The organism is Lancefieldella sp. Marseille-Q7238 (assembly GCF_949152215.1).
Lineage (GTDB): Bacteria > Actinomycetota > Coriobacteriia > Coriobacteriales > Atopobiaceae > Lancefieldella.
Map to the genome: position 1 here is coordinate 775,726 of NZ_OX424407.1, position 23,682 is coordinate 799,407.

Annotated in this window: 28 protein-coding genes; 14 read left to right on the forward strand and 14 right to left on the reverse strand. The window is 45.3% G+C overall.

Going from position 1 to position 23,682, the window contains the following annotated elements; genetic code table 11:
- Window positions 1-255 precede the first annotated feature (255 nt).
- From QM016_RS03500 to QM016_RS03540, 9 genes are all read right to left on the reverse strand, one after another.
- On the reverse strand, window positions 256-1,134 hold the full coding sequence (locus QM016_RS03500; RefSeq protein ID WP_282710189.1) for a PTS system mannose/fructose/sorbose family transporter subunit IID: 879 nt from the start codon (window positions 1,132-1,134) through the stop codon (window positions 256-258).
- Window positions 1,124-1,903, reverse strand: a complete 780-nt coding sequence (locus QM016_RS03505; RefSeq protein ID WP_282710190.1) for a PTS sugar transporter subunit IIC — start codon at window positions 1,901-1,903, stop codon at window positions 1,124-1,126. The genes QM016_RS03500 and QM016_RS03505 overlap by 11 nt, the downstream gene beginning before the upstream one ends.
- Window positions 1,904-1,960: 57 nt before the next feature.
- Window positions 1,961-2,437: a PTS sugar transporter subunit IIB gene (locus tag QM016_RS03510; protein ID WP_282710191.1), complete on the reverse strand. Its 477-nt coding sequence runs from the start codon at window positions 2,435-2,437 to the stop codon at window positions 1,961-1,963.
- 38 nt (window positions 2,438-2,475) lie between these two features.
- Window positions 2,476-2,895 (reverse strand): PTS sugar transporter subunit IIA, encoded by a 420-nt coding sequence (locus QM016_RS03515; protein ID WP_282710192.1) that lies wholly within the window; start codon window positions 2,893-2,895, stop codon window positions 2,476-2,478.
- Window positions 2,892-3,740, reverse strand: coding sequence for a sugar phosphate isomerase/epimerase family protein (locus QM016_RS03520; protein ID WP_282710193.1), 849 nt, complete (start codon window positions 3,738-3,740; stop codon window positions 2,892-2,894). Before QM016_RS03520 ends, QM016_RS03515 begins: the two co-directional genes overlap by 4 nt.
- Before the next feature lie 36 nt (window positions 3,741-3,776).
- Window positions 3,777-4,838: an SIS domain-containing protein gene (locus QM016_RS03525; RefSeq protein WP_282710194.1), complete on the reverse strand. Its 1,062-nt coding sequence runs from the start codon at window positions 4,836-4,838 to the stop codon at window positions 3,777-3,779.
- Window positions 4,839-5,132: 294 nt separating this feature from the next.
- Entirely contained in the window at window positions 5,133-5,852 is a 720-nt protein-coding gene (locus tag QM016_RS03530) for a GntR family transcriptional regulator (RefSeq protein WP_282710195.1), read from the reverse strand.
- 5 nt (window positions 5,853-5,857) lie between these two features.
- Window positions 5,858-6,610 carry a GntR family transcriptional regulator gene (locus QM016_RS03535; RefSeq protein ID WP_282710196.1) on the reverse strand — a complete coding sequence of 251 codons (753 nt, stop codon included), beginning with the start codon at window positions 6,608-6,610 and terminating at the stop codon, window positions 5,858-5,860.
- The gene (locus QM016_RS03540) at window positions 6,610-7,122 is read right to left on the reverse strand and encodes a hypothetical protein (RefSeq protein ID WP_282710197.1); all 513 of its coding nucleotides are present in this window, start codon (window positions 7,120-7,122) and stop codon (window positions 6,610-6,612) included. The genes QM016_RS03535 and QM016_RS03540 overlap by 1 nt, the downstream gene beginning before the upstream one ends.
- A gap of 480 nt (window positions 7,123-7,602) precedes the next feature.
- Here QM016_RS03540 and QM016_RS03545 point away from each other — a divergent pair, with 480 nt between their 5' ends.
- The 3 genes from QM016_RS03545 to QM016_RS03555 all read left to right on the forward strand — a co-directional run bounded on the left by QM016_RS03545 (window position 7,603) and on the right by QM016_RS03555 (window position 9,395).
- On the forward strand, window positions 7,603-8,238 hold the full coding sequence (locus tag QM016_RS03545; protein WP_282710198.1) for a TetR/AcrR family transcriptional regulator: 636 nt from the start codon (window positions 7,603-7,605) through the stop codon (window positions 8,236-8,238).
- 137 nt (window positions 8,239-8,375) lie between these two features.
- A complete protein-coding gene (locus tag QM016_RS03550; protein ID WP_282710199.1) occupies window positions 8,376-8,840 on the forward strand; it encodes an HsmA family protein in 465 nt (154 codons plus the stop codon).
- Between the two features lie 72 nt (window positions 8,841-8,912).
- A complete protein-coding gene (locus QM016_RS03555) occupies window positions 8,913-9,395 on the forward strand; it encodes a flavodoxin (protein WP_282710200.1) in 483 nt (160 codons plus the stop codon).
- Window positions 9,396-9,478: 83 nt separating this feature from the next.
- Here QM016_RS03555 and QM016_RS03560 read toward each other — a convergent pair whose 3' ends face one another.
- Both QM016_RS03560 and QM016_RS03565 read right to left on the reverse strand, forming a co-directional pair.
- A complete protein-coding gene (locus QM016_RS03560; protein WP_282710201.1) occupies window positions 9,479-10,339 on the reverse strand; it encodes a metallophosphoesterase in 861 nt (286 codons plus the stop codon).
- A 105-nt stretch (window positions 10,340-10,444) separates the two neighbouring features.
- Window positions 10,445-10,723 carry a type II toxin-antitoxin system RelB/DinJ family antitoxin gene (locus QM016_RS03565; RefSeq protein ID WP_016477960.1) on the reverse strand — a complete coding sequence of 93 codons (279 nt, stop codon included), beginning with the start codon at window positions 10,721-10,723 and terminating at the stop codon, window positions 10,445-10,447.
- Between the two features lie 96 nt (window positions 10,724-10,819).
- Between QM016_RS03565 and QM016_RS03570 the strand changes: the two genes are divergently transcribed.
- Window positions 10,820-11,233 carry a TetR/AcrR family transcriptional regulator C-terminal domain-containing protein gene (locus tag QM016_RS03570; RefSeq protein WP_016477961.1) on the forward strand — a complete coding sequence of 138 codons (414 nt, stop codon included), beginning with the start codon at window positions 10,820-10,822 and terminating at the stop codon, window positions 11,231-11,233.
- Window positions 11,234-11,343: 110 nt separating this feature from the next.
- Here QM016_RS03570 and QM016_RS03575 read toward each other — a convergent pair whose 3' ends face one another.
- The 3 genes from QM016_RS03575 to QM016_RS03585 form a co-directional block, all read right to left on the reverse strand.
- Window positions 11,344-11,907 (reverse strand): hypothetical protein, encoded by a 564-nt coding sequence (locus tag QM016_RS03575; RefSeq protein ID WP_016477962.1) that lies wholly within the window; start codon window positions 11,905-11,907, stop codon window positions 11,344-11,346.
- Between the two features lie 20 nt (window positions 11,908-11,927).
- A complete protein-coding gene (locus tag QM016_RS03580; protein WP_232209547.1) occupies window positions 11,928-13,217 on the reverse strand; it encodes an ATP-binding protein in 1,290 nt (429 codons plus the stop codon).
- A 266-nt stretch (window positions 13,218-13,483) separates the two neighbouring features.
- Window positions 13,484-13,987 carry an isoprenylcysteine carboxylmethyltransferase family protein gene (locus QM016_RS03585; RefSeq protein ID WP_282710202.1) on the reverse strand — a complete coding sequence of 168 codons (504 nt, stop codon included), beginning with the start codon at window positions 13,985-13,987 and terminating at the stop codon, window positions 13,484-13,486.
- Between the two features lie 277 nt (window positions 13,988-14,264).
- Here QM016_RS03585 and QM016_RS03590 point away from each other — a divergent pair, with 277 nt between their 5' ends.
- From QM016_RS03590 to QM016_RS03635, 10 genes are all read left to right on the forward strand, one after another.
- Window positions 14,265-15,215: a hypothetical protein gene (locus QM016_RS03590; RefSeq protein ID WP_282710203.1), complete on the forward strand. Its 951-nt coding sequence runs from the start codon at window positions 14,265-14,267 to the stop codon at window positions 15,213-15,215.
- A gap of 130 nt (window positions 15,216-15,345) precedes the next feature.
- Entirely contained in the window at window positions 15,346-16,029 is a 684-nt protein-coding gene (locus QM016_RS03595) for a response regulator transcription factor (protein ID WP_282710204.1), read from the forward strand.
- Between the two features lie 31 nt (window positions 16,030-16,060).
- Window positions 16,061-17,320 carry a HAMP domain-containing sensor histidine kinase gene (locus tag QM016_RS03600; protein WP_282710205.1) on the forward strand — a complete coding sequence of 420 codons (1,260 nt, stop codon included), beginning with the start codon at window positions 16,061-16,063 and terminating at the stop codon, window positions 17,318-17,320.
- A gap of 121 nt (window positions 17,321-17,441) precedes the next feature.
- Window positions 17,442-18,779, forward strand: a complete 1,338-nt coding sequence (locus QM016_RS03605) for a hypothetical protein (protein ID WP_282710206.1) — start codon at window positions 17,442-17,444, stop codon at window positions 18,777-18,779.
- 136 nt (window positions 18,780-18,915) lie between these two features.
- The gene (locus QM016_RS03610) at window positions 18,916-19,593 is read left to right on the forward strand and encodes a polyphosphate polymerase domain-containing protein (protein WP_282710207.1); all 678 of its coding nucleotides are present in this window, start codon (window positions 18,916-18,918) and stop codon (window positions 19,591-19,593) included.
- Window positions 19,594-19,609: 16 nt separating this feature from the next.
- Complete coding sequence (locus QM016_RS03615) at window positions 19,610-20,281, forward strand: DUF4956 domain-containing protein (protein ID WP_282710208.1); 672 nt, start codon at window positions 19,610-19,612, stop codon at window positions 20,279-20,281.
- Window positions 20,282-20,293: 12 nt separating this feature from the next.
- Window positions 20,294-22,132: a carbohydrate-binding domain-containing protein gene (locus tag QM016_RS03620; RefSeq protein WP_282710209.1), complete on the forward strand. Its 1,839-nt coding sequence runs from the start codon at window positions 20,294-20,296 to the stop codon at window positions 22,130-22,132.
- Window positions 22,133-22,320: 188 nt separating this feature from the next.
- On the forward strand, window positions 22,321-22,731 hold the full coding sequence (locus tag QM016_RS03625) for a hypothetical protein (RefSeq protein WP_282710210.1): 411 nt from the start codon (window positions 22,321-22,323) through the stop codon (window positions 22,729-22,731).
- Window positions 22,732-22,733: 2 nt separating this feature from the next.
- The gene (locus QM016_RS03630; protein ID WP_282710211.1) at window positions 22,734-23,048 is read left to right on the forward strand and encodes a hypothetical protein; all 315 of its coding nucleotides are present in this window, start codon (window positions 22,734-22,736) and stop codon (window positions 23,046-23,048) included.
- Window positions 23,038-23,643, forward strand: a complete 606-nt coding sequence (locus QM016_RS03635; protein ID WP_282710212.1) for a CPBP family intramembrane glutamic endopeptidase — start codon at window positions 23,038-23,040, stop codon at window positions 23,641-23,643. The genes QM016_RS03630 and QM016_RS03635 overlap by 11 nt, the downstream gene beginning before the upstream one ends.
- Window positions 23,644-23,682: the final 39 nt, after the last annotated feature.

A 23,682-nucleotide genomic window follows, 5' to 3' on the forward strand; every position in this document is an offset into this window, starting at 1 on the left:
CTCACTGCAAGATAATCGGAAAAATTGGCTACTTCGTTCTCAGTTCTAAAGGGCTCAACCATATTCTCAGGAAGTCTTACTTATAACAATATGATGATACTTGCTACAATTATCAAGATGGAGGAGCCCAAACTGCTGTACAACATTGCCACATGGATTTCTGAAACGTTATTAGCATAAAAGCAGCAGCAAGGCTACCCTGCTGCTGCCCATTTACCTAAAGAGTACAAACAAGTCCAAAGTACAATTTACGCTCTAAGCCAAGAAGCCAAAGTACGCTCCAATGACTCCTAAAACCATGGTACCTAAAATAAGCCACATGGGATTGATCTTCTTGGCAAGAAGCCGGTAATAGATCCAAAATGCACTCATACCAACGATACCGGGCATGATGCTGTCAAGTACGGTTTGAATGGTGGTTGGATCCTGACCCTCAACGGCCTGACCAATCTGCACGGGAATAGTTGCCCAGAACATATCTTTTGTCATACCACCAATAACCATCGCACCCACGATGCCAATGGCAGCTATGACTTTCTGCATCAATCCGCTTTCGGATGCCTTCTCAAGAAAGCCCACTCCCATTGAATAGCCTTTTTGAACACCCCAAACGCGAAGCCAGAACGCGGGAATGTTGTAGATGAGCAAAAAGACAATAGGTCCGGCCGCATTGCCCGCTTGACAAAGTGAAATACCTACGGCTGCGGCGACAACGCGAATGGTAGTAAGGAAGATAGCGTCACCAATGCCGGAAAGCGGACCCATGAGAGCGGCCTTAACGTCATTGACCGAATCAGGTTCAATCTCACCGCGTGAGACACGCTCCTCCATAGCCATTGCAATGCCGCCAACAAACGGAGCAAACTGCACCGTGATATTGAAGAATGCCGCGTGACGGCGAAGAGCCGCCGCATAGTCATCAGGACGATCGTGATAAATCTTCTTGAGCATGCCGGCAACCATAAGACAAAACGCGAGGTTCATCTGCTTATAGTACGTCCAGGAAAACTCCATGCCCAAGGCGCCTGTATTGAGCGAAGACTTGATAAGATCGCTCTTGGTGATCTTATACTGATTATTATTCGCAGATACGTCAGTTTGAGCCGTAGTAGTTCTGGTCTTATTAGAAGTCATCGTCGTCATCTCCTTCCGTTTCAAGCTGGGGACTACCGGAGTTGGCACCAAAGTTCAACAGGCCGAACTTCTCGATACCGATAATGATGGCGATAAGAGCAACGCCTAGCGAAGGAACGTTCATATACGAAGCAAGCAGGAAGCCTAGGAAGAAGAAGGGCAGAATCTCGCGCTTGAGAACAAGCCTGCCGAGCATAGCAAAGCCCATGGCAGGAAGAATATTGGCGGCAATACCAAAACCGTCCATAATGAACGCCGGAATCCAGTCAAGAAGGTTCTGTACAGCGCCGGCACCCAGATAATACGCAAAGCCGACGAGAAGAACGTTCTTCACAAGACCGATAAGGCCAATTGCCCAGTGCGCCACGTAAATACTTTTAAGATCACCCCTAGAAGCGCATACGTCGGCCTTGTCAACAATAATTGGCATAACGCCGTTGATAACGTTGCTGATAGCAAGCGAAAGCGTAGCGATAGGCATTGCCAGAGCAAGCGCCGCTTCAGTACCTTTTCCCAGCGTAATAGCAAAGGCGCAGGCAAGAATACTGCCTACCTTTTCGTCGGGCGGCAAATATGCACCGATGGAAATATTTCCCATAAAAAGAAGTTCAAGGCTGGCGCCAATAGCCAGTCCCGTCGGCAAGTCTCCCAGAATAAGACCGATTAAGGGACACGTAACAATGGGTCTGAACGCATAGAGCGTACCAAGCTGATAATCAAACATCGCAAACGCTGTAACGAGCGATATCAGCAGTGTCTGTACGAGCATCTTTCCTCCAATCAAACTGTCTCAAACACTACATTGGTCGTGCAGGATCACGCGAGACTATCTACCAAGGACATCTTCAATCTTGACCTTGGGATCGTCAGCAAGGGGCCGTATTTCCACCTCCACTCCCTTATCAAGCAACTCGTGAATGATCTCCTCCTCTTCAGGTTCAAGGAAGACCTGGCGAGCAACCTCGCGCGTAGTCGGACTTCCTTTGGTATTGCCTAGGTTTAAACTCTTGATTTGCGGACAACCATCGATAAGCTGCTTGGCTTCTGCAATGGTCTGCACACAGATAAGCATGCGGTACTTGTCCGTCACGCCCGAGTTGATAGCTTCAACAGCATGAGCCATATCTTTAATGACCAGCTTGCAATCGGCTGGCTTACCCATCTTGAGTGTCATCTTCCAAACGGGATCATTCGCTACATGATCCCCTACACAAAAAATGCAGTTGGCCTGCAGGCCCTGAACCCAAGAGACGGCAACCTGTCCGTGCAGTAAACGATGATCAACCCTCGTAAGTAAAATCATGGTCAGCCTCTTTTCCTGAAAGCTAGATTCCCTAAAAGCTAGAAGGTTTCATCTTCTTCAAGCGTAGATACATCATTCACAAGTTTTGGATGTACTTCAGTATTCGCAACAAGCTGTCTCAAAAGGTCTACCGTATTCTCAGTCTCATCAGAGAGAAAGAGCGTAAGCACCAGCGGAAGATTTATATTTGTGACCACATATACGTTCTTACGAGAAAGCATAAGTTTGGTGAACTCATTGTTTATGCTTCCTCCCATAAGGTCTGTCAGCACCACCACATCCGTGTCATTAGAAAAGGCGTCTACAAGAGCCAGGGCTTCCTTCTCGACATCATCATGTCCGTCTACGAACGCGTTGAGCACGTGCACGTCAGCACGTTCCCCCATCAAAAGTTTTACGCTCTCGTAAAGACCTTTGGCAAAGTGTGCATGAGAAGCAATGATATAGTGCCTGTTCATGAATGAATCTCCTCCAGTGCCCTTCTATAAGCCGCAAGTGATCTTCTGTCCGCAGATGCGGGATCGGCGTAATATTGCGAACCAACAATCTCAAAACTCAGGTGACCTTTGTAGTCATTTCTTGTCAAAGCGAGAAGATCAGCCTCCAGGTTCCTCTCGCCATCTCCCCACGCCAAATGTGATACGGTCCCTGCATCCGTGAAGTGACAATGCACGACATCTTTTCCAAAGGCATCAAAATAATCCTGTATCGTTTCATGGGCTCTCCACATGGCACCCGTATCAAGTAGAACCTTGAGGATGCTGCTTCCAACCTCATCAATCAACCTGCGAAGATCCTCACACCTGTTGCAAAGATTTGATTCTTCCGACTGAAGCGCCTCCACGGCAAGTACGATACCTTTGTGAGCAGCATACGATGACAAATCATTCAACATATAAACGCTGCGCTTCCAGGCTTCCGTGCGTTCTTCATCCAGAAAGCCCCAGCCCGGAGTTACGACAACTATTCCCACTCCCAGCTCGGAAGCAACGTTAATGGCACGGAGAAAGTAATCCTTGGTTCTTTTAATTGATTCTTCTCCTCTGGCAGCAATGTTTGCCGGTTTGGGATTGTTCTGCTCGGGACAAAGCGCACATACGTCTAACCCAAAACTATTGGCAAGACGGGTAATCTTTTTAGGCGTATCATTTGAAGCATAATCAAGAAAGAAGTGCATGGGTCCGGTCCAGAGTTCAATGGCTTCAAACCCCGAATCTGCCGCAGATGCAAAAAACGCTTCCAGCGAGAAGAACCTGTGGGAGCAATTCATTGCTGCCGGAAGAAATCGCACATCAGAACCCATACCAACCTCCTTTCCAATATCCGAACCACTCGAACACTAATACTCAAACTGATGGTAGTAGCGGCGATATTTGAGATTGTGCTTGGTTACCATCTCATAGTGTCTGGCTAAACGATCAGTCGTAAGAAGCGAGATAATATAAGACGAAACGATCGTACGGAATTTCTCATCAAGACCGGGAATGGCGTATTCTTTGGTATCAATAACGGTAATATCGGTATCACCGGTACGACCACTCATAAGGAACTTCTCGACACGTTCATCCAGTGCACGGCATTCATCTTCGCCTTTGAAGAGAACCACGGGTACACCGGGCTCCACAAGCTCCAGCGTTCCATGAAAGAAATCGGCTGAAGTGATATAGCGTGTACGCTTCCACTGCATTTCTTCAAGAATACACATAGAGAAGAGGATTGTCTCGCCCCACAGCGCACCGGAGCCGATAAACATGGTGTACGGCGCAAGAGCATACTTTTTGGCAAACTCTTCGGCTTTTGGTTCAAATCTTTTGCGAATGTCGAGAAACGCCGCCCATATATTCTTGGTTTGCTCGATAAATGCATCGTAATCAGGGAAGAAGCCTTCATGGTTAAGAATGCGCAGGCCAAAGCAGTCAGCTAGATAGTAGCCCTTTTCGCAACCACCGCTTCCGTGATTGTTTTTCATGGACACACATCGATCAGCACCAACAACTTGTCCGATAGGACTGTCTGCCTGAGTCATGGCGTATATTCTCACACCCTTGTTTTTCATGGTCTTGAGCGCCTGCAGTACCTCGGGAGTGGTACCGGACTCGGATGAAGTGAGAACAACGGACTTCTCGGTCATGGTTTTATCACCCATGACATTAAACTCGGCCGCATGAAGCAGTGTAACTTGATGATCAGCATCCGCATATTTGTTCATAAGATACTGCATACGCAAAAACTCATCCCACGTGCCGCCCACACCCAAAAGATACAGCCGATCAAACCCCTCGTTACAGACATCGTCGGCAAACTGTTTCATGCGCTGACCTACGGTGTAGAGCTCTTTTCCATCTTCAAGATAACCTTCTTGATCAAAGTGCATAATCTCAACTTTTTCGGTTTCTTCCATATTGCTCTCCTTCCCCACAAAACATCCCAATTGCTCTTCCTCATAACCGCAATGTCTTACCAATTAAAGCGCCTTGTGGATGCGTGCGCATGGCCTCCAAAATGCTTTGACCTTCCAAAGAACCATAGAGATACAAGTTCATACTTTTTATTACCACTTTTGTGTATAAGATAGCAAAATACCGAACCACTTTAATGAAAAAAGATTATATACATGTGTCCATACGGGTAAGTGGTATTAAATTGTCGCTCAGTGGTATATATGGGATTGACTGCTTGGCAAAATACCCGAACATCAGTGGGAAACCGAATAGCCGCCTAGGTCTCCCCTTCTGAATGCCGAAACATATTCAACAGCCTTGCTGTCTTCATCATAGCTCACGCATTCGTATGAAATAACAGGCGCACCCTCGCTCACACCTAAAAGATGTGCATCTCTCACACCCAAGCGAGCCATATCCAGATGCTCAACTGCAGATACTACCGGATGACCAAACATGCTGTAGGCTTCATACAGTGAAAACACTCCAACATCCACACTCTCTATCTGGGGAAATAATGGGATGGGAATATAGGTTTTTTCTATCATAAGGGGAGCATCGTTTGCATAATTCAGGCGCTTGATGGTGAGAATATCGGCGTTGCAATCTATTCCAAAAAGATGCGCAAAGAACTCGCCCGCCGGCCTCACGGTTTTTGAAAGAACCTTAACTGAAGGTACCGCACTACGTGCGCGAACGCTCTCACGAAATCCTGCAAGCTTTACTGCATCCGACTCCCCCAAATGCTCGTTCATGACATAGACACCCTTGCCCTGAACACGTCGTAAAAGACCTCCCACCACAAGTGCATCGACAGCGTTTCTCACGGTCAAACGTGTTACGTCAAAGCGCTCGGCAAGTTCATTTTCCGAAGGTATGGCACTCCCAGGCTGATAGAAACCATCCTCTATTTCGTCGCGGATAGCTTCACGTATTTGAAGGTATTTGGGCTTCTCGATATGTTGTAAGTTCACCTGCGTCACCAAAACGTCCTCTCAAGGCTCATTGGCCTACCGCATAAACTAACAAACGTATACCTGTCGGACCGTATGACGGACTTGTAATACTCAAGAGGCTCTTTAGCTTTCCCAAAGTTAATACCCGATTGGAAAAAAACTGCATCTCCCTCATACATGTCAAGAAGATTCGCTTCTTGAGAATCAAGATGAGTAATGGAAAGGACATCCGTGCCGTGTATGAGAGAAAATCCGTATTCGTTTCTCATAACATCAAAAAGAGATTCTTTTGAGAAATCATGACTCTCGATACCGGGACATAATGCTTCGTTCACATAGGAAGTCTCAATCATACAGGGGAGGTCATCCACGTAGCGCAAACGCATAAGCTGCAGGACGTTGCAACTTATATCTATACTCAGTTTTCGAGCAACGTGAGCATTGCCCGAACAGATTTTTTGACTAATCACCATGGAGTTAGGTATATGTCCAGATTTTCTAACGTTGTCACTAAATCCGTATGTTTCTGCCGTTCCTGTAACCGAGATTGGACGTTCCGGAGCCACATACGTACCCGACCCCTGACGACTCTCTAAAACATGCATGGTAGTGAGATGGCGCACGGCGCTCCGTAAAGCAGAGCGCGAGATTTTCCACATTTCACACATATCCCGCTCAGAAGGAAGCTTGTCACCTTCCTTAAGATGGTTGACCATGATGTAATTCTTAACACTCTCAAGTGCATTATCAAGAGGCGGAATCTTCTTGCGTGACACTACTTGCCTCCCGATCTACCCTTATCCGCTTGATCTCGCATGGCGAGTATATCTTCGCAGACGTTGTCAGCTCCTTCACGAAGCAGCTTATACATACGCGATGCACGCAGTATTTCTCGCCTAACCAAAGAAATGCCCAAGACAAACCCTTTACCGTCGATTCCTTTAACGGTAAGCATGACGTTCATTGAAGTGCAATACTTGCCATCTTTTCCTGCATTAGCACGAGAAACGGCCGCAGGATTCATGAGCACACTCTCAAACAAATCTTTACGGCTCATATCCTTATTGACATCGATGCTTTCGTTTTCGATGACCGTGCAATCCAATATGTCAGCATACTCGTGAATGGCAGGTTCCATTCCTGGAAGCGACACGGCCCATTGCTGATGTATCTCATCTTGATAGATGGACGGCACCACAGAGAATTTAGGTGCTTCAAAGATGGCTTTTGTAACTAAAAAGCCCTTATCGGCCAGTTTTTCAGAAACTGATTTTCCAAAGAGTGCCACATCTTCTCCGATTCGTATCCCGTATAGAAGGGTCAAGCAAGTGCCGCATGAATTTCATTATATACAAGACAGCATTATTTAGAATCAGTTGAAAGACGCGCGTAAGTAAGAACTATTGTAATGCCTGATGATAGCATAAATTCAACTCTTCATTGATGATTTTCGAGGATTTTCATTTATTATTTTCGAGCCAACTCAACTATGTTTTTCGAGCGATTACATTGGCGATTTTCGAGGGATTAACCGTAGTGAAAGGCTTACTGTACGCCGTTATTCCTCCTGAAATTCGCCGGCGAGAAGTCCTTGTCTCTTCGACTTCGAAAATGTTAGGGTAATTTCACAAGGTATAATAGCCGGTGTTATAAAGTGCGTACGTCATACGTATACAGCGATTATGCCGGCGAGCTCCACGAAGGTGACACCGTTCTTGCGGACGCCATACGTATACAGCGGCTATAAAAGCGGAGGGATCTGTGTTTTATGAGTGAGCAGAGTCATGCTGCGCGCAAGAAAAATACAACCCGACCCAAAGAGGTGGATGACAGCGCTGCTCAAAAAGAAAGAATCATTGCAGCTGCCTATTCTATTGGAGCAAAACAGGGGCTTGCTGCAATTTCTGCACGAGGAGTCGCACGGAATGCGAATGTTTCAGTTGGCTATTTGTACAAGCTCTTTCCTTCAAAGAGCGACATCATGGTCGCAGCCGCTGAGCGTTACTTCGAACACGCTCTCTTCCATGAAATATGTCATATCAACATGAAAGAATCATACGTCGAGTATTGCAAGAGACTTTGGAATTGTGCCTCTGCAGCAGTTGCTGTCTTTAGGAAGGACTGGTTAAGGGACTGGAAAGATCTTCCAAAAGCCGATCTTCTCGCCGCCCAAATTCGCATGGATGCCATGCTTGAACATGCAAAGTCAGGACTTGAAAAAGCTCTCACACAAGATGAGTATATTGATTGGAAAACACTACCGGCAGAAATAGAGGTAGCGTCTATTACGACGTTTACCGTGCGTTCCATGTTGGATTCCTTGCGCGAGAAAAACGTCGATTGCACGGTACTGTTTACGCTCCTTGAACGTGGTCTTTACGATACCGGCCAACATAATCTCTAAAATAGCGTCTGACCAAAGCATCGTGAACCAAACCGTATTGTTGTTCACGCTATGGCAACTAGCATCAATACCGTCCATAAATCACAACCAAATGCTTGAACCAAAAGGTAGAGCAATATGTATGGGACGGTGTCTTTATGCTTAGATTTGCCACGATAGCAATTACGGGTGCGCTTGTTTTTTATACTATTGGCGTTTTTGCCGAACGCCAGTCGGGCACACTTAAACTGAGTCATATCGTGCTTTTTTACTTGGGGCTTACGTGTGACACAACAGGAACAGCATGTATGTCTTTTATTGCGCAAAACGGCTCTCAGAGTCCGGTACATGCGACGACCGGAGCACTTGCGATTATCCTTATGATCGTGCATGCGGTATGGGCAACCATCGTATATTCCAAGAAAAATCCTGCAACGCTCGCTCGCTTCCATCGTCTCAGTATTGGAGTTTGGCTTGTGTGGCTTGTGCCTTACATTTGCGGCATGCTCATGGGAATACCGACTCTTGCCATGGGACCAAACCTCGCGCTTGGTATAGCGATTGGTATAGCCATCGTCATTGGCCTCATTGTATATCGATGCAAACCATGTGCTCGCACGTAGCCATGAAAGGATAATTTGGCGATATAATGTGTCAGCACTACATTACATCAGCCGACTGACAGGAATCCTTGCATGAATCCTTTAATTGTGTACTACTCATATTCAGGCATAACAAGAAAGCTCGCGGAAGACATTGCACTCATTACGGATGGAGAATTACAAGAGCTTGAACCTCAAGATCCGTATTCCTTTTCATATAACACGGCAGTAAAAGAGGTACGAGCTCAAATTGAAAAGGGGTATTGTCCTCCGTTGCGACAAGGACTTGCAAATATAGACGACTTTGAAACAATCTTCATAGGCTCTCCTAACTGGCTGAAAACGTTTGCTCCTCCTGTTCTTTCATTTTTGAGAACAACGGATTTAAGCGGGAAGACAATTATTCCGTTCTGCACACATGGTGGTGGAGGCTTCGGCCACATGCTTGAGGACTACAAAAGAGAATGCGGTGCGTCTCATATAAAAAAGGGTATCGCTCTGAAAGGCGATTACAGCTTTGACGAATTACAAAAATGGTTGGAAACGTCAGGAGTTTATCGGGATTCAAGAGGCTAAAAAGTGTTCATTTTTCAGCGTGCTAAGTGTGCTAAGCACACTCAATTCGCCTACTCTTTCTTTTTATTGTTGCCCTAATCGCTCTACAAAAATGGCAATACGTAGATATCCATCCAGTTCCAAGAAGCCATATCCCACGACTCCAGGTCCAGCTCTTCTGAAGTTACCACTCTGGCCGACGTACCCTCAACCAGAAGCATGCTGCCATCTCCAACGGCTATCAAATGTGGCGTAAGACTGAACGTATCGCAAAAAATCAACTTTGATTTTGTACGTGCACCATCTTTGGTAGGAATCTCCCATATATCAATGGATTCAACGGGAGTATGTCCAACGATTTGATTGACACCAGGAAGCGGATCTTGATAGAGCTCTGATAAATCCGCCCAAAGTGGACTGGCAATTTCGCTTCCACCACGACCCGGCCCTGCACTGTCAAGTGCCGCGAGAGCTTTATCGTCTCCACGTCGAAACATTTCATTGAGAGCATCGGAAAGCGTACAAGGAGTTTCCCTTTGGTCTGACGTAAGAAAGCGATAAGCCCACTCCCTTGTTATGCCCGCGTGAGTTACTACATAATTGCCCACAACGCATGCCATCTGAACCTTCATATAGGTAAGTGCTTCCGAAACTTCTTTATAGAGATCGGTATGCGTACCAGGCCCTGGAATACCTCGTAGATATTGCATGTCATGGTTGCCAAGGACAAAATCAACATCAAAACCGTGTCTCCTTTTACCGTCAATCCATGTTAAAAAGTCATCAATCGCATCCAACATAATCGAGCGGTTGGAATGCCACTCATCAACATAGTCCCCGCAAAATACAACGCGATTAACATTCAGTTTCTTTATCGCTTGGTCAACCCGACTTAAAATGAGATCTTCTTTAAGGTGCATATCCCCTATGACAAGTGTTTTTGCTTTGTTTTCGGAATTACTCATCTTTGCCTCTCAAGAATTTCCTCAAGCTTTGCAAGGTTTTTACCCTGCTTTTTTGATCTTTTGTAGTCCTTTTAAACTTGACTGTAAATTTCAGCTCTAACATGCCTACTCTCTATTAAGAGCATCCATGGCTTCCTTGACAGAACGATAAGAACCAGAAAGATTCCTACCAACCACCGCATCATCCATTGCTGCAAGTGTCTCAGCATCAAATCCATAAGGGTTAGATGGATCAAAAGGAAAACCGCCACGACGATTAAATGCAGACACAAACATGCGAATGGCATTACTTGGAGATGTTCCAATCTCATCGCAAATGGCAGAAAAGCGATCTTTCTCATCTTTACGAAGCTTTGCAGAAATTGATTCTGTAGCAGCAGTCATCATAATTCCTTACTACAATATCTGACAATGTCATCTATTCTATTCTAAATAAAGCATTACTAAAACGCTGAACGTAATTCAAAAGTATCCAGTCAAATGAGCTGGCAAAACTACTTACGTGCTTATGCGGTATCACTACATGACACGCTTCTACAGCATCCAAATGCCATTATGCTAGTGCTCACTCACCCGATTTCTACTCCTGGGCAGCTCTCACTTTTTGCTAAGATGCTTGCAAATCTCTCGAAAACCGGCTTTTCTGCACCTTTGGATATACTCGGGATTGCAACCGCCGTTACGGTATATACCACGGGTTTTTCTGCTTCGGAAGCTGTGCCTCCTGTGGGAAGTACCTCTAACGAAGATGCTCCTAGTCTCTCTGAAGCAATTAAGTCTCTGCCGGCTGATGAGCTTGATTCGCTCAATATGCTCATTAGAGACATAATGGAAGGTAAGTGGGGCTTCAGCACCCAGTTTGAAAGAGGACTTGACGCCATTCTTAAAGGGTGAGAATAGCGGAAGGCTTTGTAATACCAACGCCTCATCAGGGGATACTTTAGTTTTTCTTACATAGACTCTCATACCAAACATAGACTTAAGGTTAATACGTTTGCTAGACATCATTTAGCATTACGAATTAGATCTTCTTTAGCTTCATCACCTGAGTCATAAAATCTTGCCCATTTTGTTGAAAATGTATCTATAAAACCGATGCTTTTAACTTTATATTTATCGTGAGTAGGTTGAATACAAATCGGACTATAGTCCTGTTCCGTTTCAACTCGCTTCAAATAAGTAAAGTATTTCTTTTCTTTGCAATACGATGTTACAAAATTGCCTACCGGGATTATCGGATATGTATTTATCGTAGGAGCAGTTAAATCCACCCCATTCCAAATTACCTTGATTTTTACATTTCGAATCGGTCCGGAAGAATTATTACAGAGGTATAGACTGTAAAATTCCGCTCCTCCTTCTTTTTTTACTTCAATCCAAGCATTAACTCCATAAGCTAAGCTTTTTTGATTTCGTTTTTCTTCTTCAATTCGAAACTCTCTATCTTTCTTCTGTTCACTTTTAAATTGCTCAATACTTATTAAAATTGCTGATAATGCTATTATGGCTGCTAAAATTTCTGCTACCGCTCCGATTAATCCTGAGTATGTATTCAATACTTCTAACATCATTTCTCCAATCTATCTCCTTAAACCCACTGTTCATATTGGGCAATTGCCCACAGCGGTATATTGACCAACCAACCGTCATCTCGGTATGAAGACAAAGAAGTTCGAATTGCATGAGATAAGTCAAATTTCTCAACCGCAATTTTTAAACTCTTTGATTGAAGGTTTTCCCCAGCTTTAACCTCAATGGGATACGGTTGACTCTTATACTCCACAGCAAAATCAGTTTCAGCTCTTCCAGATTCAGAAGACCAATATACAGGGGCTTTATTTTGACTCAATAACGATTGAGCAACATATTGCTCAGTTATAGCTCCTTTGAATTCTGTAAATAGACGCATTGAATCTGAAAGTATAATCGCAGGATCCAGATTAGAAAGAGCTCCCAAAAGACCAACATCAAGACAGAAAATCTTAAATGCTTGCGCATCCTCATAGCTCGCAAACGGAAATCTTAATGCGGCAACACGAGAAACTTTATAGAGTATCCCGTAATCAATCAGCCATTGAATGCTTTCCTCAAAGTCTCTTGCCCGTCCACCCTTTCGGACAACCCCATAAATGAATTTTTTATTTTCTTTCGCCAATTGACTTGGCAGTGAATGCCAAACGAGTCTCATACGTTCTTGAATTCTTGCTGGCGCATATTTTCCAAAATCACTTTCATAATCATTGATGATTTGCGACTGAATACGTCTACATGCCGAAAGATTTTGATGTAAAACATACGAATTAACCACTCCCGGCATTCCGCCAACAATCAAGTATTCTTTAAGCTTTGCTTGAAGAATATCCTCTACAGCCTTAAGGTTACTTTTATTCGCCTGAAGAAGTTCATCTGCCAGCGGATCACCTGAAGTTGCGCGAACAAACTCAACAAAACTCATTGGATAGAGTATGAGCTGGTCAACCTTTCCTACAGGAAATGACACTCCTTCTCCGCGCATAGAGATGCCCATATAAGATCCTGCAGCAATAATATGATACTCGCTGGCTTGCTCGCAAAAATACTTAAGTGAGACAAGACCTTGTGGAGCTTCCTGAATCTCATCAAAAAGTATTAATGTATTAGACGGATCAATAACATTGCCAGTACGCAGCTCGATCTGTCGAACTATTTTGTGTGGATCCAAATCTTGTTCAAATAAAGAGCAGGCTGATGGCTCCATTAAAAAGTCGATACGAACAACGTTTTTATATTCTTTCCTAGCAAACTCATTCATTAACCAAGTCTTACCAGTTTGTCTGGCACCTTTCAGAATAAGTGGCTTTCTTTCTATACTATTTTTCCACGCAATGAGGTCTTCCATAAGAGATCTATACATCGCCATCACCTCTTTGTTGAACAAGCTTTCAGGCCAGTATAGCGCTTTTAGTAATAACTTACACATTTCTCGTACGACTTTTGTGAAAATCTTGCACATTTCTCGTACGACTTTTGTGCATATAGGATTCTCATACTCATTAATACTTAGCTTAACGAACACTCTATTACGAGCTTCTCGCTTCTCATATATTTAGTAGTCGCTGCCCATTAAAATCGACTCTTTATGCACAGCGCTCCCTGACTAAATCACTATTCAGCCTTCGGGAACCACGGAATGCAACGATTGACTCGCTTGCAGTAATCTCTGTATTCATCACCAAATTGCTCTAGCAACCATTTTTCTTCCGTTGCACGCATCATTATGGTCAGTAAAGCCCAATACAAAAGCGAAAGTGGAAATAAGTAGAGGTTGCCGTAAATCAGCAAAACACCAGTAAGGACAAAGGAAAATGCAGAATAAATGGGATTGCGCACCACCGAATACACGCCCGTAGTTATCAACTTGTTCTCAATAATATTATCCTGGAGCCTTTCTTTAATTGCAGCCGAAACCCAAAGCCAAATGCCCGCCACAAAAAAGATTGTTCCTGCAGTATGAAACACTGCAATGGTCGCCCGGATACGAAGGTAAGGCAAAACTCCCATCTGAGACAATACAATGCAAGTCGTGGTCAGAATTACAATGATAATCACATACACAGGTCCAACTCCAAGCACTGGAAGATGATTCTTCTCGTCTTTTTGAGGTGCCATGTCCTAAACTCCGCTCAATATATTGTAATGTTAGTGATGTCTAACTATATTGTAAGTAAGTATACCGTACACATAAGACCCTTTGTGCTGAGTAAATATGCAAATACCGCCGTTCGCATTGACTTGTAAATATCTAATCAAATAGGCTCAGCAACTACCTTTGACCAGTCTGTAGGAATCTAAAATTGTTAAATTTGTAAGATTTGTTGTAACATATTGACTGTTAAAAAACTTATTCTTTGCTTTAACGATGCGCCCTCCACTGAAAGGATGCTCAATGAAACAACGTCAATTGGTGCTGGCACTTGTACTTTTCTTTATACTTTCTTTTGGCGCTGTATTTACTGCTTGTTCTACAGAAACCCCTGAACCATCTGCTGAAGAGATTGCGGCTCAGAAAGCAGAAGAAGAGAAGAAAGCTGCAATGGCTCCATTCGTAGGCATCTGGGAAGCTAAGTCCATCAACGACCCAGATCAGGGAGAAATTGTTGAAAGCGTTTATCCAACTGCAAGAGATGCGTACAAGGCAATTTATGGTTACGATTTTGCTGAGGATGGCACCGGTTTGTTTATTCGTTTTGGCGCTCAAAAGCCATTTACTTGGTCTGTTGATGCTGACGGTAAACTTACGATAACTCTTGCAGGAAATGCCGGAAGCTACACGGCAACCGTAGACTCCAGTACAGGTCAGATGACCATTGAAGGTTCCGATGGATCAAAGGCTATTCTTACGCAGGTCACTAAAACATCTGGTGACTATTCGAGTTTGAAATATAAACCTTTTGATGCAATGGCAGATAGAGGTACTATCGGCCTCAATTTCTCTAGCAAAATTGAATCCTCTATGCGCTTTAAGTTGAAGACTGAAGTGGATAAAGTGCTTATTGATAACGATGACATCTATGTCCGGTATATGGGCATAGCAAAAAGTCCAGACGGTTATATGGAAGGCTATGTCTTTGAGATTATCAATAAGTCTGATACATGGATTGCTTGCAATTTTCGATTAGATAATTCAGATCATACGCTGTGGTCCTATGATTCTAACTACCTGGAGCGTGGCGAGAGATTCTATGCCTTTGTTATTAACAGCTCCAATAAAAAAATGCCTCTTGCCGATCTTACTAAGGCTGAGGGAGTCATTGAGTATTACCACATCAAGGATGGTAAGAGCCTGGAAGATAATCAAAAACAAGATATCGACTTGGCAGTTGCTCAGAACAAGTGACTCTAGACCATTACTTACATAGTACGTATGTTATGGGCATGATCTCTCTTGTTTGCCGGCCGCATAATCCAACTACCACCAAGGTATTCTTCCGCTTATTAGGTAACATAATGTTAAAGATGGTGATAGTATGCGGGTTCTTCTAGCTGAAGATGAAAAAAGAATGGCTGCAGCCATTGTGGCTCTCTTGAAGCAGGAAAAATACGACGTGGATCACATGACAGACGGCGTATCCGCACTTCTCGCCTTAGAAAGCAATATGTACGACATCGCAATCCTTGATGTCATGATGCCTAAAATGAACGGCTTTGAAGTTTCTCGTAAAGCACGGAGCAAGGGAATCAACATCCCCATTTTGATGCTGACGGCAAAAAGTCAGCTGGACGATAAGGTCGAGGGTCTTGATAACGGTGCCGATGACTACCTGACAAAACCGTTCCATACCGCAGAACTTCTCGCCCGCCTGCGCGCTCTAGGGCGGAGAAGCTCCAGCTTTCAAGATAGTGTTCTGCACTTTGGAGACCTCTCGCTTGATACTTCAACCGCAACGCTTACCTGCAATTCTTCGGGACAGAGCGTTCGCTTGAGCGAGAAAGAATTGCGCATCCTGGAGTATATGATTGGAAGCCATGGTCGGATTATGACGCGCGACCAGCTTGCCATTAAGATCTGGGGTTTTGAAAGCGACGCTGAATACAACAACGTGGAAGTGTATATGTCTTTCACGCGTAAAAAGCTGGCCTTTGTCGGCTCAAAGGTAGAAATCAAAGCCGTTCGCGGCTTGGGATATGAATTGAGGGAACAAACTGTTTAGGCAATCCAAAAGAAAAATCATTCTCTCTATTATGGTGTCGCTTGTCCTGTTGTTCGTGGTGACGCTGTCCGTAATCCTGTTTGCCAGTTCTCAGGAAATCAGACAGAAAAACATGGACATGCTCAACCGTTATGCCGATCAGTATTCAATGCAGCAGAAATCGGAGACTACTGGGCAGTCTCGCGCTGGCAGCAAACCGGAGAACCAAACAGGAAATCAACCAAACAACCAACCGCAAAACAAGCCAGAGAATCAGCCTCCGGAAAACAAGCCAGACTACGAACTTTCCACGTTCTACTCTGTTACCTTTTCATCTAACGGAAACGTTCTCTCCGTTTACGATGGAGAAAAAACAATCTACTCAAATGATGAGCTGACAACGCTTGCACGACAAATTTTGGACGAAGGTCACCCTTCCGGAAGAAAAGACAATCTCTCTTATGTGACACGTCAGAAAGACGGCTATACCCTTGTAGCATTTATGGACAACACGGTATCGGAAGGAGGCCTCAGAACGATGATGCACAATGTTCTCATCGTAGGAGGGGCTTCCATTGTTGTACTGTTTTTCATTTCCGTGTTCCTGGCAGGACGAATCATCCGCCCTCTGGAAGAAAACGATACGAAGCAAAAACAGTTTATCTCAAATGCGAGCCATGAGCTCAAGACCCCAATTTCAGTAATTGGTGTTAACGCAGAAATATTGTCCCGGGAACTTGGCAAAAACGAATGGCTCTCTAATATCCAGTATGAGAATAATCGCATGGGCGAGCTGGTCGAGCAACTCCTTGAGCTGTCGAGCGCAGAAAATAAAGAAATGTCCATGGAAGAACTTGACTTCTCCCATGTTGTTACAGGAGAGGTTCTCGCCTTTGAAACACTTGCGTTTGAGAGAGGGAAAACACTTCAGAGCACTATTGAAGAGGAAATCACTCTTACCGGCAATCAGAATCAGCTTACGCAGGTTGTGGCCGTATTGTTGGACAATGCCATAAGACACACAACGGGAAATCAGATTGACCTGATCCTGCAGAAGCGAGCACATAACGCCGTTCTCAGCGTTACCAATGACGGTGAAGAGATTCCACCTGAAAAACTGGAGCATCTCTTTGACCGTTTTTATCGCGTTGATGAAGTACGAAATAGTGAGGATCATCACTATGGACTGGGCCTCTCAATTGCAAAAGCAATTGTCGAGAAGCACGGTGGAAGCATCGAAGTTTCCTGCTCTGGAGGCAAGGTAACCTTTACCGTTTTGCTTCCAATCAAGCTTGTAAAGCATCATTTTTAAAAACTTTGCAAATTCAATCTTTGTTCAATCTTCGTTTTTTACTATGTCCTCGTCAGACGCAAGGAAATAACAAATTTACTTCCTTGCATACATCAAATGAGACGCAAAGGAGGCGCTCATTATGAAATGGACGAGAAGAGACGTTGTGCTTGGTCTGCCTACCTTGATGGCTTTCAACCTTATCGGCTGCACGGCAAAGACCAATGCCACCACAAACGATGAAACTGCAACTACCACAGAAACTGATAAAAAGGCATCAGGTGCCACACAGATTACTGCTGCCGAAATTCTGGATGGCTATGCATTCACCAGCACTGCTGCTAATGAAAATGCAATTCTTGTAAACACGGCGGATGAGGTAACCATTAGCAATTCAACTGTCGACAAGACCGGGAATTCCGACGGCGGAGACGACTCCAACTTCTACGGTAAAAACGCTGCAGTCCTCGTTGAGGGAGGTTCAACAACCACGCTCACAAACCTCACCATTACTTCAGACGCAAAGGGTGCCAACGGCATCTTCAGCTACGGTGGCAACGGAGGTCACAACGGTAGTGATGGCGATGGCACCAAGGTCATCATCAAAGACTCTATCATCACGACAACCGGCGACGGCTCCGGCGGCACTATGACAACCGGTGGAGGCATCACCAATGCCTCCAATCTGACGGTTACCACCAACGGTCAATCTTCTGCGGCTATCCGTACCGACAGAGGTGGCGGAACGGTTTACGTAGACGGCGGTACTTATACTTCCAACGGTCTGGGATCGCCGGCTATCTATTCCACGGCAGAGATTCACGTTGCTAACGCTGCGCTTGTCTCTAACCTCTCCGAGGGAATTTGTATTGAGGGTCTAAACTCCATTGAGCTCACCGATTGTGACCTTACGGCAAACAACACCAAGTGCAACGGCAACGCAACCTTCATGGACACCATTATGATTTACCAGTCCATGTCCGGAGATGCCGCAAGTGGAAATTCAACCTTCGCTATGACCGGCGGATCGCTTACCAGTAAGAATGGCCACATGTTCCACGTTACTAACACGAACGCTGACATTGAGCTCAACGGTGTCAAGCTGACCAACGAAGACACCGCCAACGTTCTTATCTCTGTCTGCGACGACGGTTGGAATGGCGGTAATAACAAGGCAACCTTTAACGCTAAAGCACAGGATTTGGCAGGAGCCGTTCTCGTTGGAAATAACTCTACGCTTGCTCTGAACCTTACCGAAGGATCCACGCTTGAAGGCTACGTTGACGGCAATATTGTTAACGCCGTTAATCAGACCGTTTCCGCCGAAGTTGGCACCGTTACCATAACGCTGGATGACAACAGCACTTGGACTCTGACGGCAGACAGCTACGTCACCGAGTTCACCGGCACTGCGGCAAACGTTATTACTAACGGTCACACATTGTACGTAAACGGCACGGCACTTACCGGAACTAACTAAGGGAGCACACAAGATGAAAGAAACGTCGAGAAGATCAGACAAATAGACAGGCTCTTTTCAAATGAGTTTCTCGATTCAATGTTTCTTCAATCTTCCTCCCTTACGATGTGTTCCACAAACGTAAGGGAGGTATTGTATGGCAGGCGATTTTAGACATGAATGGAAACATGTCATCAACTACGCGGATCTTTTAACACTGCGACATCGGCTCGGAGCCGTCATGGAGCGCGATCCTCACACCATTGACGGAAAGTACCACATTCGTAGTTTGTACTTTGACAATCCAGATGACAAAGCACTTCGCGAGAAAATCGACGGAGTGAACATCAGAGAGAAGTTCCGTATCCGTTTGTATAACTGGGACACCTCACTGATTAAGTTAGAGAAAAAGAGTAAGAGAAACGGTCTCGGAACTAAGCACTCGGCCAATCTAACGGCAGAAGAGGCACAAAAGATTGTAGATGGAAGCCTGGATTGGATGATGACTTCAGATCAGGCGCTGGTACAAGAACTGTATTGCAAGATGCGCTACCAGAGACTAGAGCCCAAGACCATTGTTGATTACACCAGGGAGCCGTTTATTTTCAAGCCAGGAAATGTCCGCGTCACACTTGATTACGACATTCGCACTGGTCAGGAGCGCACCGATTTTCTCGACCCTGAGGTAGTAACTATTCCTGCGGGAGATGCACCCATGTTGGTTGAAGTGAAGTGGGACGAGTTTCTCCCCACCATTATCAGAGACGCGGTTACCCTTCCAAATCGCCGCATTGGAGCGTTTTCTAAGTACGCGCAATGTCGCGTTTACGGTTAGATGAAAGGAGTTTGAGATGACTTTCGCAGATATTTTCAAGTCCAGTTTTCTTCAGAACGTTACCAGTGTCAGTATTTTAGACATGGTACTTGCACTGGTACTTGCATTTGGCGTTGGCCTGTTTATTTTCTTTGTGTATAAGAAGACCTACGCAGGAGTTATGTATTCGTCCTCTTTTGGTGTCACCTTAGTTGCTCTGACGATGATCACTACCCTTGTCATCCTAGCCGTTACCAGCAACATTGTGCTGTCCCTTGGTATGGTTGGCGCGCTGTCCATTGTCAGGTTCCGTACAGCAATTAAGGAGCCAATGGACATTGCATTTCTGTTTTGGTCCATCGCGGTAGGTATTGTTTTAGCCGCTGGTCTTATTCCTTTGGCAGTTTTTGGCACGGTTATTATCGGCATCATTTTGCTGGTATTTGCTAACCAGAAGGACAACACCAATCCATACATTGTTGTTCTTGCTCTTGACGGCAACGACGCCGAGAAAGCAGCAACAGAGTTTTTGGCACAGAACACTAAGAAATGCGTTGTAAAGAGTAAAACCGCTCGTAAGGATGACGTAGAGGTCAACCTAGAGGTACGCCTCAATAACGACAACACCGATTTCATCAATACTCTGGCTTCCATGCCTGGCGTTCAGAATGCGGTTCTTGTCAGCTATAACGGAGACTATATGGGTTAAGGAGGAAACGACGTGTTCACGGATAAAAATATCAACAAGATTTGTATGGTCGTTCTCGTGTTCACGCTTCTTCTGACTGTTGCCTTTATAAACGGCAAGGAGCTAGGAATTACCTCCATAGAAGATCAGGATGCGGAAAATTACACCGCAAACGCTTACTTTACGGACAATGATCAAGACGGAGATTGGGCGGACAACGCTTATACCACCCATATCACACTTAACGGCACAGATGGAACTATAAGCGGTAACGGTGCTTATTTCCAGGATGGCAATCTGGTGATTGCAAACGGTGGCTGGTATGAGATAGCGGGCACCCTTGATAACGGCAGTATTATTGTTAAGGCAGAGAATTCTTCCAAGGTTTGGATTCGCCTTAACGGAGTTTCCGTTACCTGCACCGACGACGCCTGTCTCAGAATTGATCAGGCCGAGAAGGTCTTTCTCTCTCTTGCAGAGGGTACGGATAATACCTTTACCAGCGGTGATACGTACTCCGAGGAGGCGCTGGCTGACAATACCGGCGGTACAATTTATGCACACGACGATCTAACCATCAACGGTACGGGCAACCTTACTATTACTGCTGGTTACAAGCACGGTATTGATGCTAATGATTCCCTTGTTATCACAGGCGGAAACATTACCATCACAGCACCTCAAGATGGTATTCACGTCAACGATGGCTTCAGCTTTACGTCGGCTCACCTCACCATTGATGCCGGCGATGACGGTATCCATAGCGATACATTCATCTATACAGAGAGTGGAACCATATTGGTCAACTCCTGCTACGAGGGACTTGAAGCAAAGACTATCGATATCGCAGGCGGCAACATCACCATTTATCCAACTGATGATGGCATTAATGCCAATGGCGATACCACTACAAACGGTGGTATGGGTGGTGGACCTGGCGGCGGCAACGGCGACCAGGGAGACCAAGATGACAGCGGCGAAAAGAACGACACGACCGAGACTACTGAAGAGAAGGAGACATATATTCACATTTCCGGCGGAACGGTAACCATTATCAATACAACCGGTAATGATGCGGACGGACTGGATTCCAACGGAAGCATTTACATTAACGGCGGAACGATTCTTATCAGCCTTCCGGGCGGAAATACCAATAACGCTATTGACTACGGTAGCGAAAATAACGGTAAAGCCATTGTTACAGGTGGTACGGTAATTGGTTTTGGTGGATCTGGTATGGCTGAGGAATTCAGCTCTGATTCTACTCAAGTGGCAGTTCTGTATAACTTGGACGAAACCGTAGAAGCGGGAACTACTTTCCGTGTTCTTGATCAAGATGGTACAGAAATTTTAGCCTACACGCCAACCACCACCTATTCTTCCATCGCATTCAGCTCCCCACAGTTAGCTGTTGGAAAAACGTACACCATAGAGTACGGCGATACAACTGCTGAGCTTACTATTGAAAGCACCGCACAGGCCGTTGGCACAAGCGGCGGTATGGGCGGGGGTCCCGGACAAGGACAAGGTGGAGGATCTGGTCAGGGCAGTGTCTCTGACCAGGGTGGCGGTCCCGGACAGAATGGCGATCTACCAAGCCAAGGCAGTAATTCAAGCCAAAGTGAAAATACCGAGGGCGGCAACCAGCAGAGAGAGCCAGGAGGAACACCTCCACAGCAAAATGGTGGAAACGGTGGTCCAAATGGTCAAGAGGCGGAGAAGAACGCTGAAACCGATAAGACCAACACCACGACATCTGACAACTTTATTTCTCTTGATGAGATTGACGAGACTGTCTGGAAGCTGTTAGGCGGATCAATACTTGTGCTGATACCTGCAATTGTCTTTGCAATGAAGTATAAAAAGAGCTGACTCTAGCGGTGGCGGTTGAGTCTTTGCCCGCCACCGCCCCTCGCTATCGCTCGCATCTGAAATAGCATATTATTGTTATCAAGAGTTTTTCATTTGCACATATGTTTTGTGTATACAACTTATGGTGTCGCTGATTGATGATGTGTTACAACTTGCTCTGCGAGACACCCAAGGAGAGAGGAACTATCATGGCATGCTTTCTTGTCAGCGGTGGAGAAGCCATCGTAGTCACAGCCATTCGCGCTAAAGTCAGGAAGAAGGAAGAGCAAGAAGGCATCATCGATGCCAAAGGCAACCAGCTGACAGATCCTTCTCAACATGGGATCTGCTGGACACGCAAATTGAGCTGGCTCATGAACATGCTTTGGGGCGGCGTTTTGCTTCTCTGCATTGAGCACATGTGGCACGGCGAGGTTGTACCATTTCCTCCCTTCCTCACGGCTATGAATACGCCGGAAGAAATACCGGCCATGCTTGGCGAAATGGCAACGGTTGGTGTGAGTATGGCCATTCTCGTCACCGCTATCTGGTTCGTAACCACACTTGTTGCTGACTATACGGTTAAGCACACAACGCTTCTTGCGGTTCAGGAGGCATAACCATGACCTTAGCTATTACACTTGCATGCGCGACTATCGCTACGGTGCTTTGGTACGCAAAGGCGCCCGACAACTCCATGAGGTTTGGTGTACTTGCCCTTATGTATTGGGGTGCCGTGCTTATGTGGCTTGTCGATGGTATCTATCGCCTATTGGATGGAGAGCCGTTCATTGAGATAGCTGATACTGCAGTTATGTTCGATGATGCAATGCTTGGACTTCTTGTTGCTATCGTAGGCCTTGCCACCTGGACTGTGTACCTTGTCATCACAGATCCCAAGCGTGTTCTGAGAAAAACAATAGCGCATGTATCATAAACAGTTCAAAAACGGGATTGCTTTTGCGATATTGATTTGGTTGCTGGACATGCTCTGCCTATACCTTATGGGCAGATTTTTGGACAATGATTATGTGTATTGGGGTCTGAGAATCATTCCCGTCGCTGCAGCGGTTCTTGCCGCTTATGTGCAAAATCATGATTTGAGAAGCCTTGGGTTCTACCCCGACCATCTAAAACACGATGGAATCGTTATGCTTTGTCTACTCGTCATCGAACTGCTGGTTGGAGTATATCTATACCATATGCCTTGGGAATACGCAGTTGGTGGCTGGTTGTATTTTATTTTTTGGGTTGTATTGCAGGAAGAACTTGTTTATAGAGGCTTCATTCAATCTCATCTGTTTTCATCACACATCAGTAGAAAAGCCAGCTATCTGATTGGCGCAGCAATGTTTTCTGTGTCGCACATCCCCTTTCAGATGCAGATCAGACCGTGGACAGGTTTGTTTACGGTTCAGCTGTGTATTGCATTTCTCTCACACCTCTTATATTGCTGGATTATCGAGAAGCGCGGTACTATCTGCATCCCATTGGCACTTCATGTAGCAGGGGATTTTCTAGAAATTATTTAATTTTACCGCACCGTGAACGGCACAACAGGGATACCAAGG

Bases quoted from the DNA above. Each gene is read 5' to 3' on its own strand.
- QM016_RS03575 (WP_016477962.1), bottom strand. From the start codon at position 11,907: ATGTTAGAAGTATTGAATACATACTCAGGATTAATCGGAGCGGTAGCA.
- QM016_RS03525 (WP_282710194.1), bottom strand. From the start codon at position 4,838: ATGGAAGAAACCGAAAAAGTTGAGATTATGCACTTTGATCAAGAAGGT.
- QM016_RS03555 (WP_282710200.1), top strand. From the start codon at position 8,913: ATGAATCCTTTAATTGTGTACTACTCATATTCAGGCATAACAAGAAAG.
- QM016_RS03580 (WP_232209547.1), bottom strand. From the start codon at position 13,217: ATGGAAGACCTCATTGCGTGGAAAAATAGTATAGAAAGAAAGCCACTT.
- QM016_RS03500 (WP_282710189.1), bottom strand. From the start codon at position 1,134: ATGACTTCTAATAAGACCAGAACTACTACGGCTCAAACTGACGTATCT.
- QM016_RS03550 (WP_282710199.1), top strand. From the start codon at position 8,376: ATGCTTAGATTTGCCACGATAGCAATTACGGGTGCGCTTGTTTTTTAT.
- QM016_RS03630 (WP_282710211.1), top strand. From the start codon at position 22,734: ATGACCTTAGCTATTACACTTGCATGCGCGACTATCGCTACGGTGCTT.
- QM016_RS03615 (WP_282710208.1), top strand. From the start codon at position 19,610: ATGACTTTCGCAGATATTTTCAAGTCCAGTTTTCTTCAGAACGTTACC.
- QM016_RS03635 (WP_282710212.1), top strand. From the start codon at position 23,038: ATGTATCATAAACAGTTCAAAAACGGGATTGCTTTTGCGATATTGATT.
- QM016_RS03610 (WP_282710207.1), top strand. From the start codon at position 18,916: ATGGCAGGCGATTTTAGACATGAATGGAAACATGTCATCAACTACGCG.
- QM016_RS03520 (WP_282710193.1), bottom strand. From the start codon at position 3,740: ATGGGTTCTGATGTGCGATTTCTTCCGGCAGCAATGAATTGCTCCCAC.
- QM016_RS03545 (WP_282710198.1), top strand. From the start codon at position 7,603: ATGAGTGAGCAGAGTCATGCTGCGCGCAAGAAAAATACAACCCGACCC.
- QM016_RS03560 (WP_282710201.1), bottom strand. From the start codon at position 10,339: ATGAGTAATTCCGAAAACAAAGCAAAAACACTTGTCATAGGGGATATG.
- QM016_RS03510 (WP_282710191.1), bottom strand. From the start codon at position 2,437: ATGATTTTACTTACGAGGGTTGATCATCGTTTACTGCACGGACAGGTT.
- QM016_RS03605 (WP_282710206.1), top strand. From the start codon at position 17,442: ATGAAATGGACGAGAAGAGACGTTGTGCTTGGTCTGCCTACCTTGATG.
- QM016_RS03585 (WP_282710202.1), bottom strand. From the start codon at position 13,987: ATGGCACCTCAAAAAGACGAGAAGAATCATCTTCCAGTGCTTGGAGTT.
- QM016_RS03565 (WP_016477960.1), bottom strand. From the start codon at position 10,723: ATGACTGCTGCTACAGAATCAATTTCTGCAAAGCTTCGTAAAGATGAG.
- QM016_RS03505 (WP_282710190.1), bottom strand. From the start codon at position 1,903: ATGCTCGTACAGACACTGCTGATATCGCTCGTTACAGCGTTTGCGATG.
- QM016_RS03600 (WP_282710205.1), top strand. From the start codon at position 16,061: ATGGTGTCGCTTGTCCTGTTGTTCGTGGTGACGCTGTCCGTAATCCTG.
- QM016_RS03595 (WP_282710204.1), top strand. From the start codon at position 15,346: ATGCGGGTTCTTCTAGCTGAAGATGAAAAAAGAATGGCTGCAGCCATT.
- QM016_RS03590 (WP_282710203.1), top strand. From the start codon at position 14,265: ATGAAACAACGTCAATTGGTGCTGGCACTTGTACTTTTCTTTATACTT.
- QM016_RS03570 (WP_016477961.1), top strand. From the start codon at position 10,820: ATGAGCTGGCAAAACTACTTACGTGCTTATGCGGTATCACTACATGAC.
- QM016_RS03625 (WP_282710210.1), top strand. From the start codon at position 22,321: ATGGCATGCTTTCTTGTCAGCGGTGGAGAAGCCATCGTAGTCACAGCC.
- QM016_RS03515 (WP_282710192.1), bottom strand. From the start codon at position 2,895: ATGAACAGGCACTATATCATTGCTTCTCATGCACACTTTGCCAAAGGT.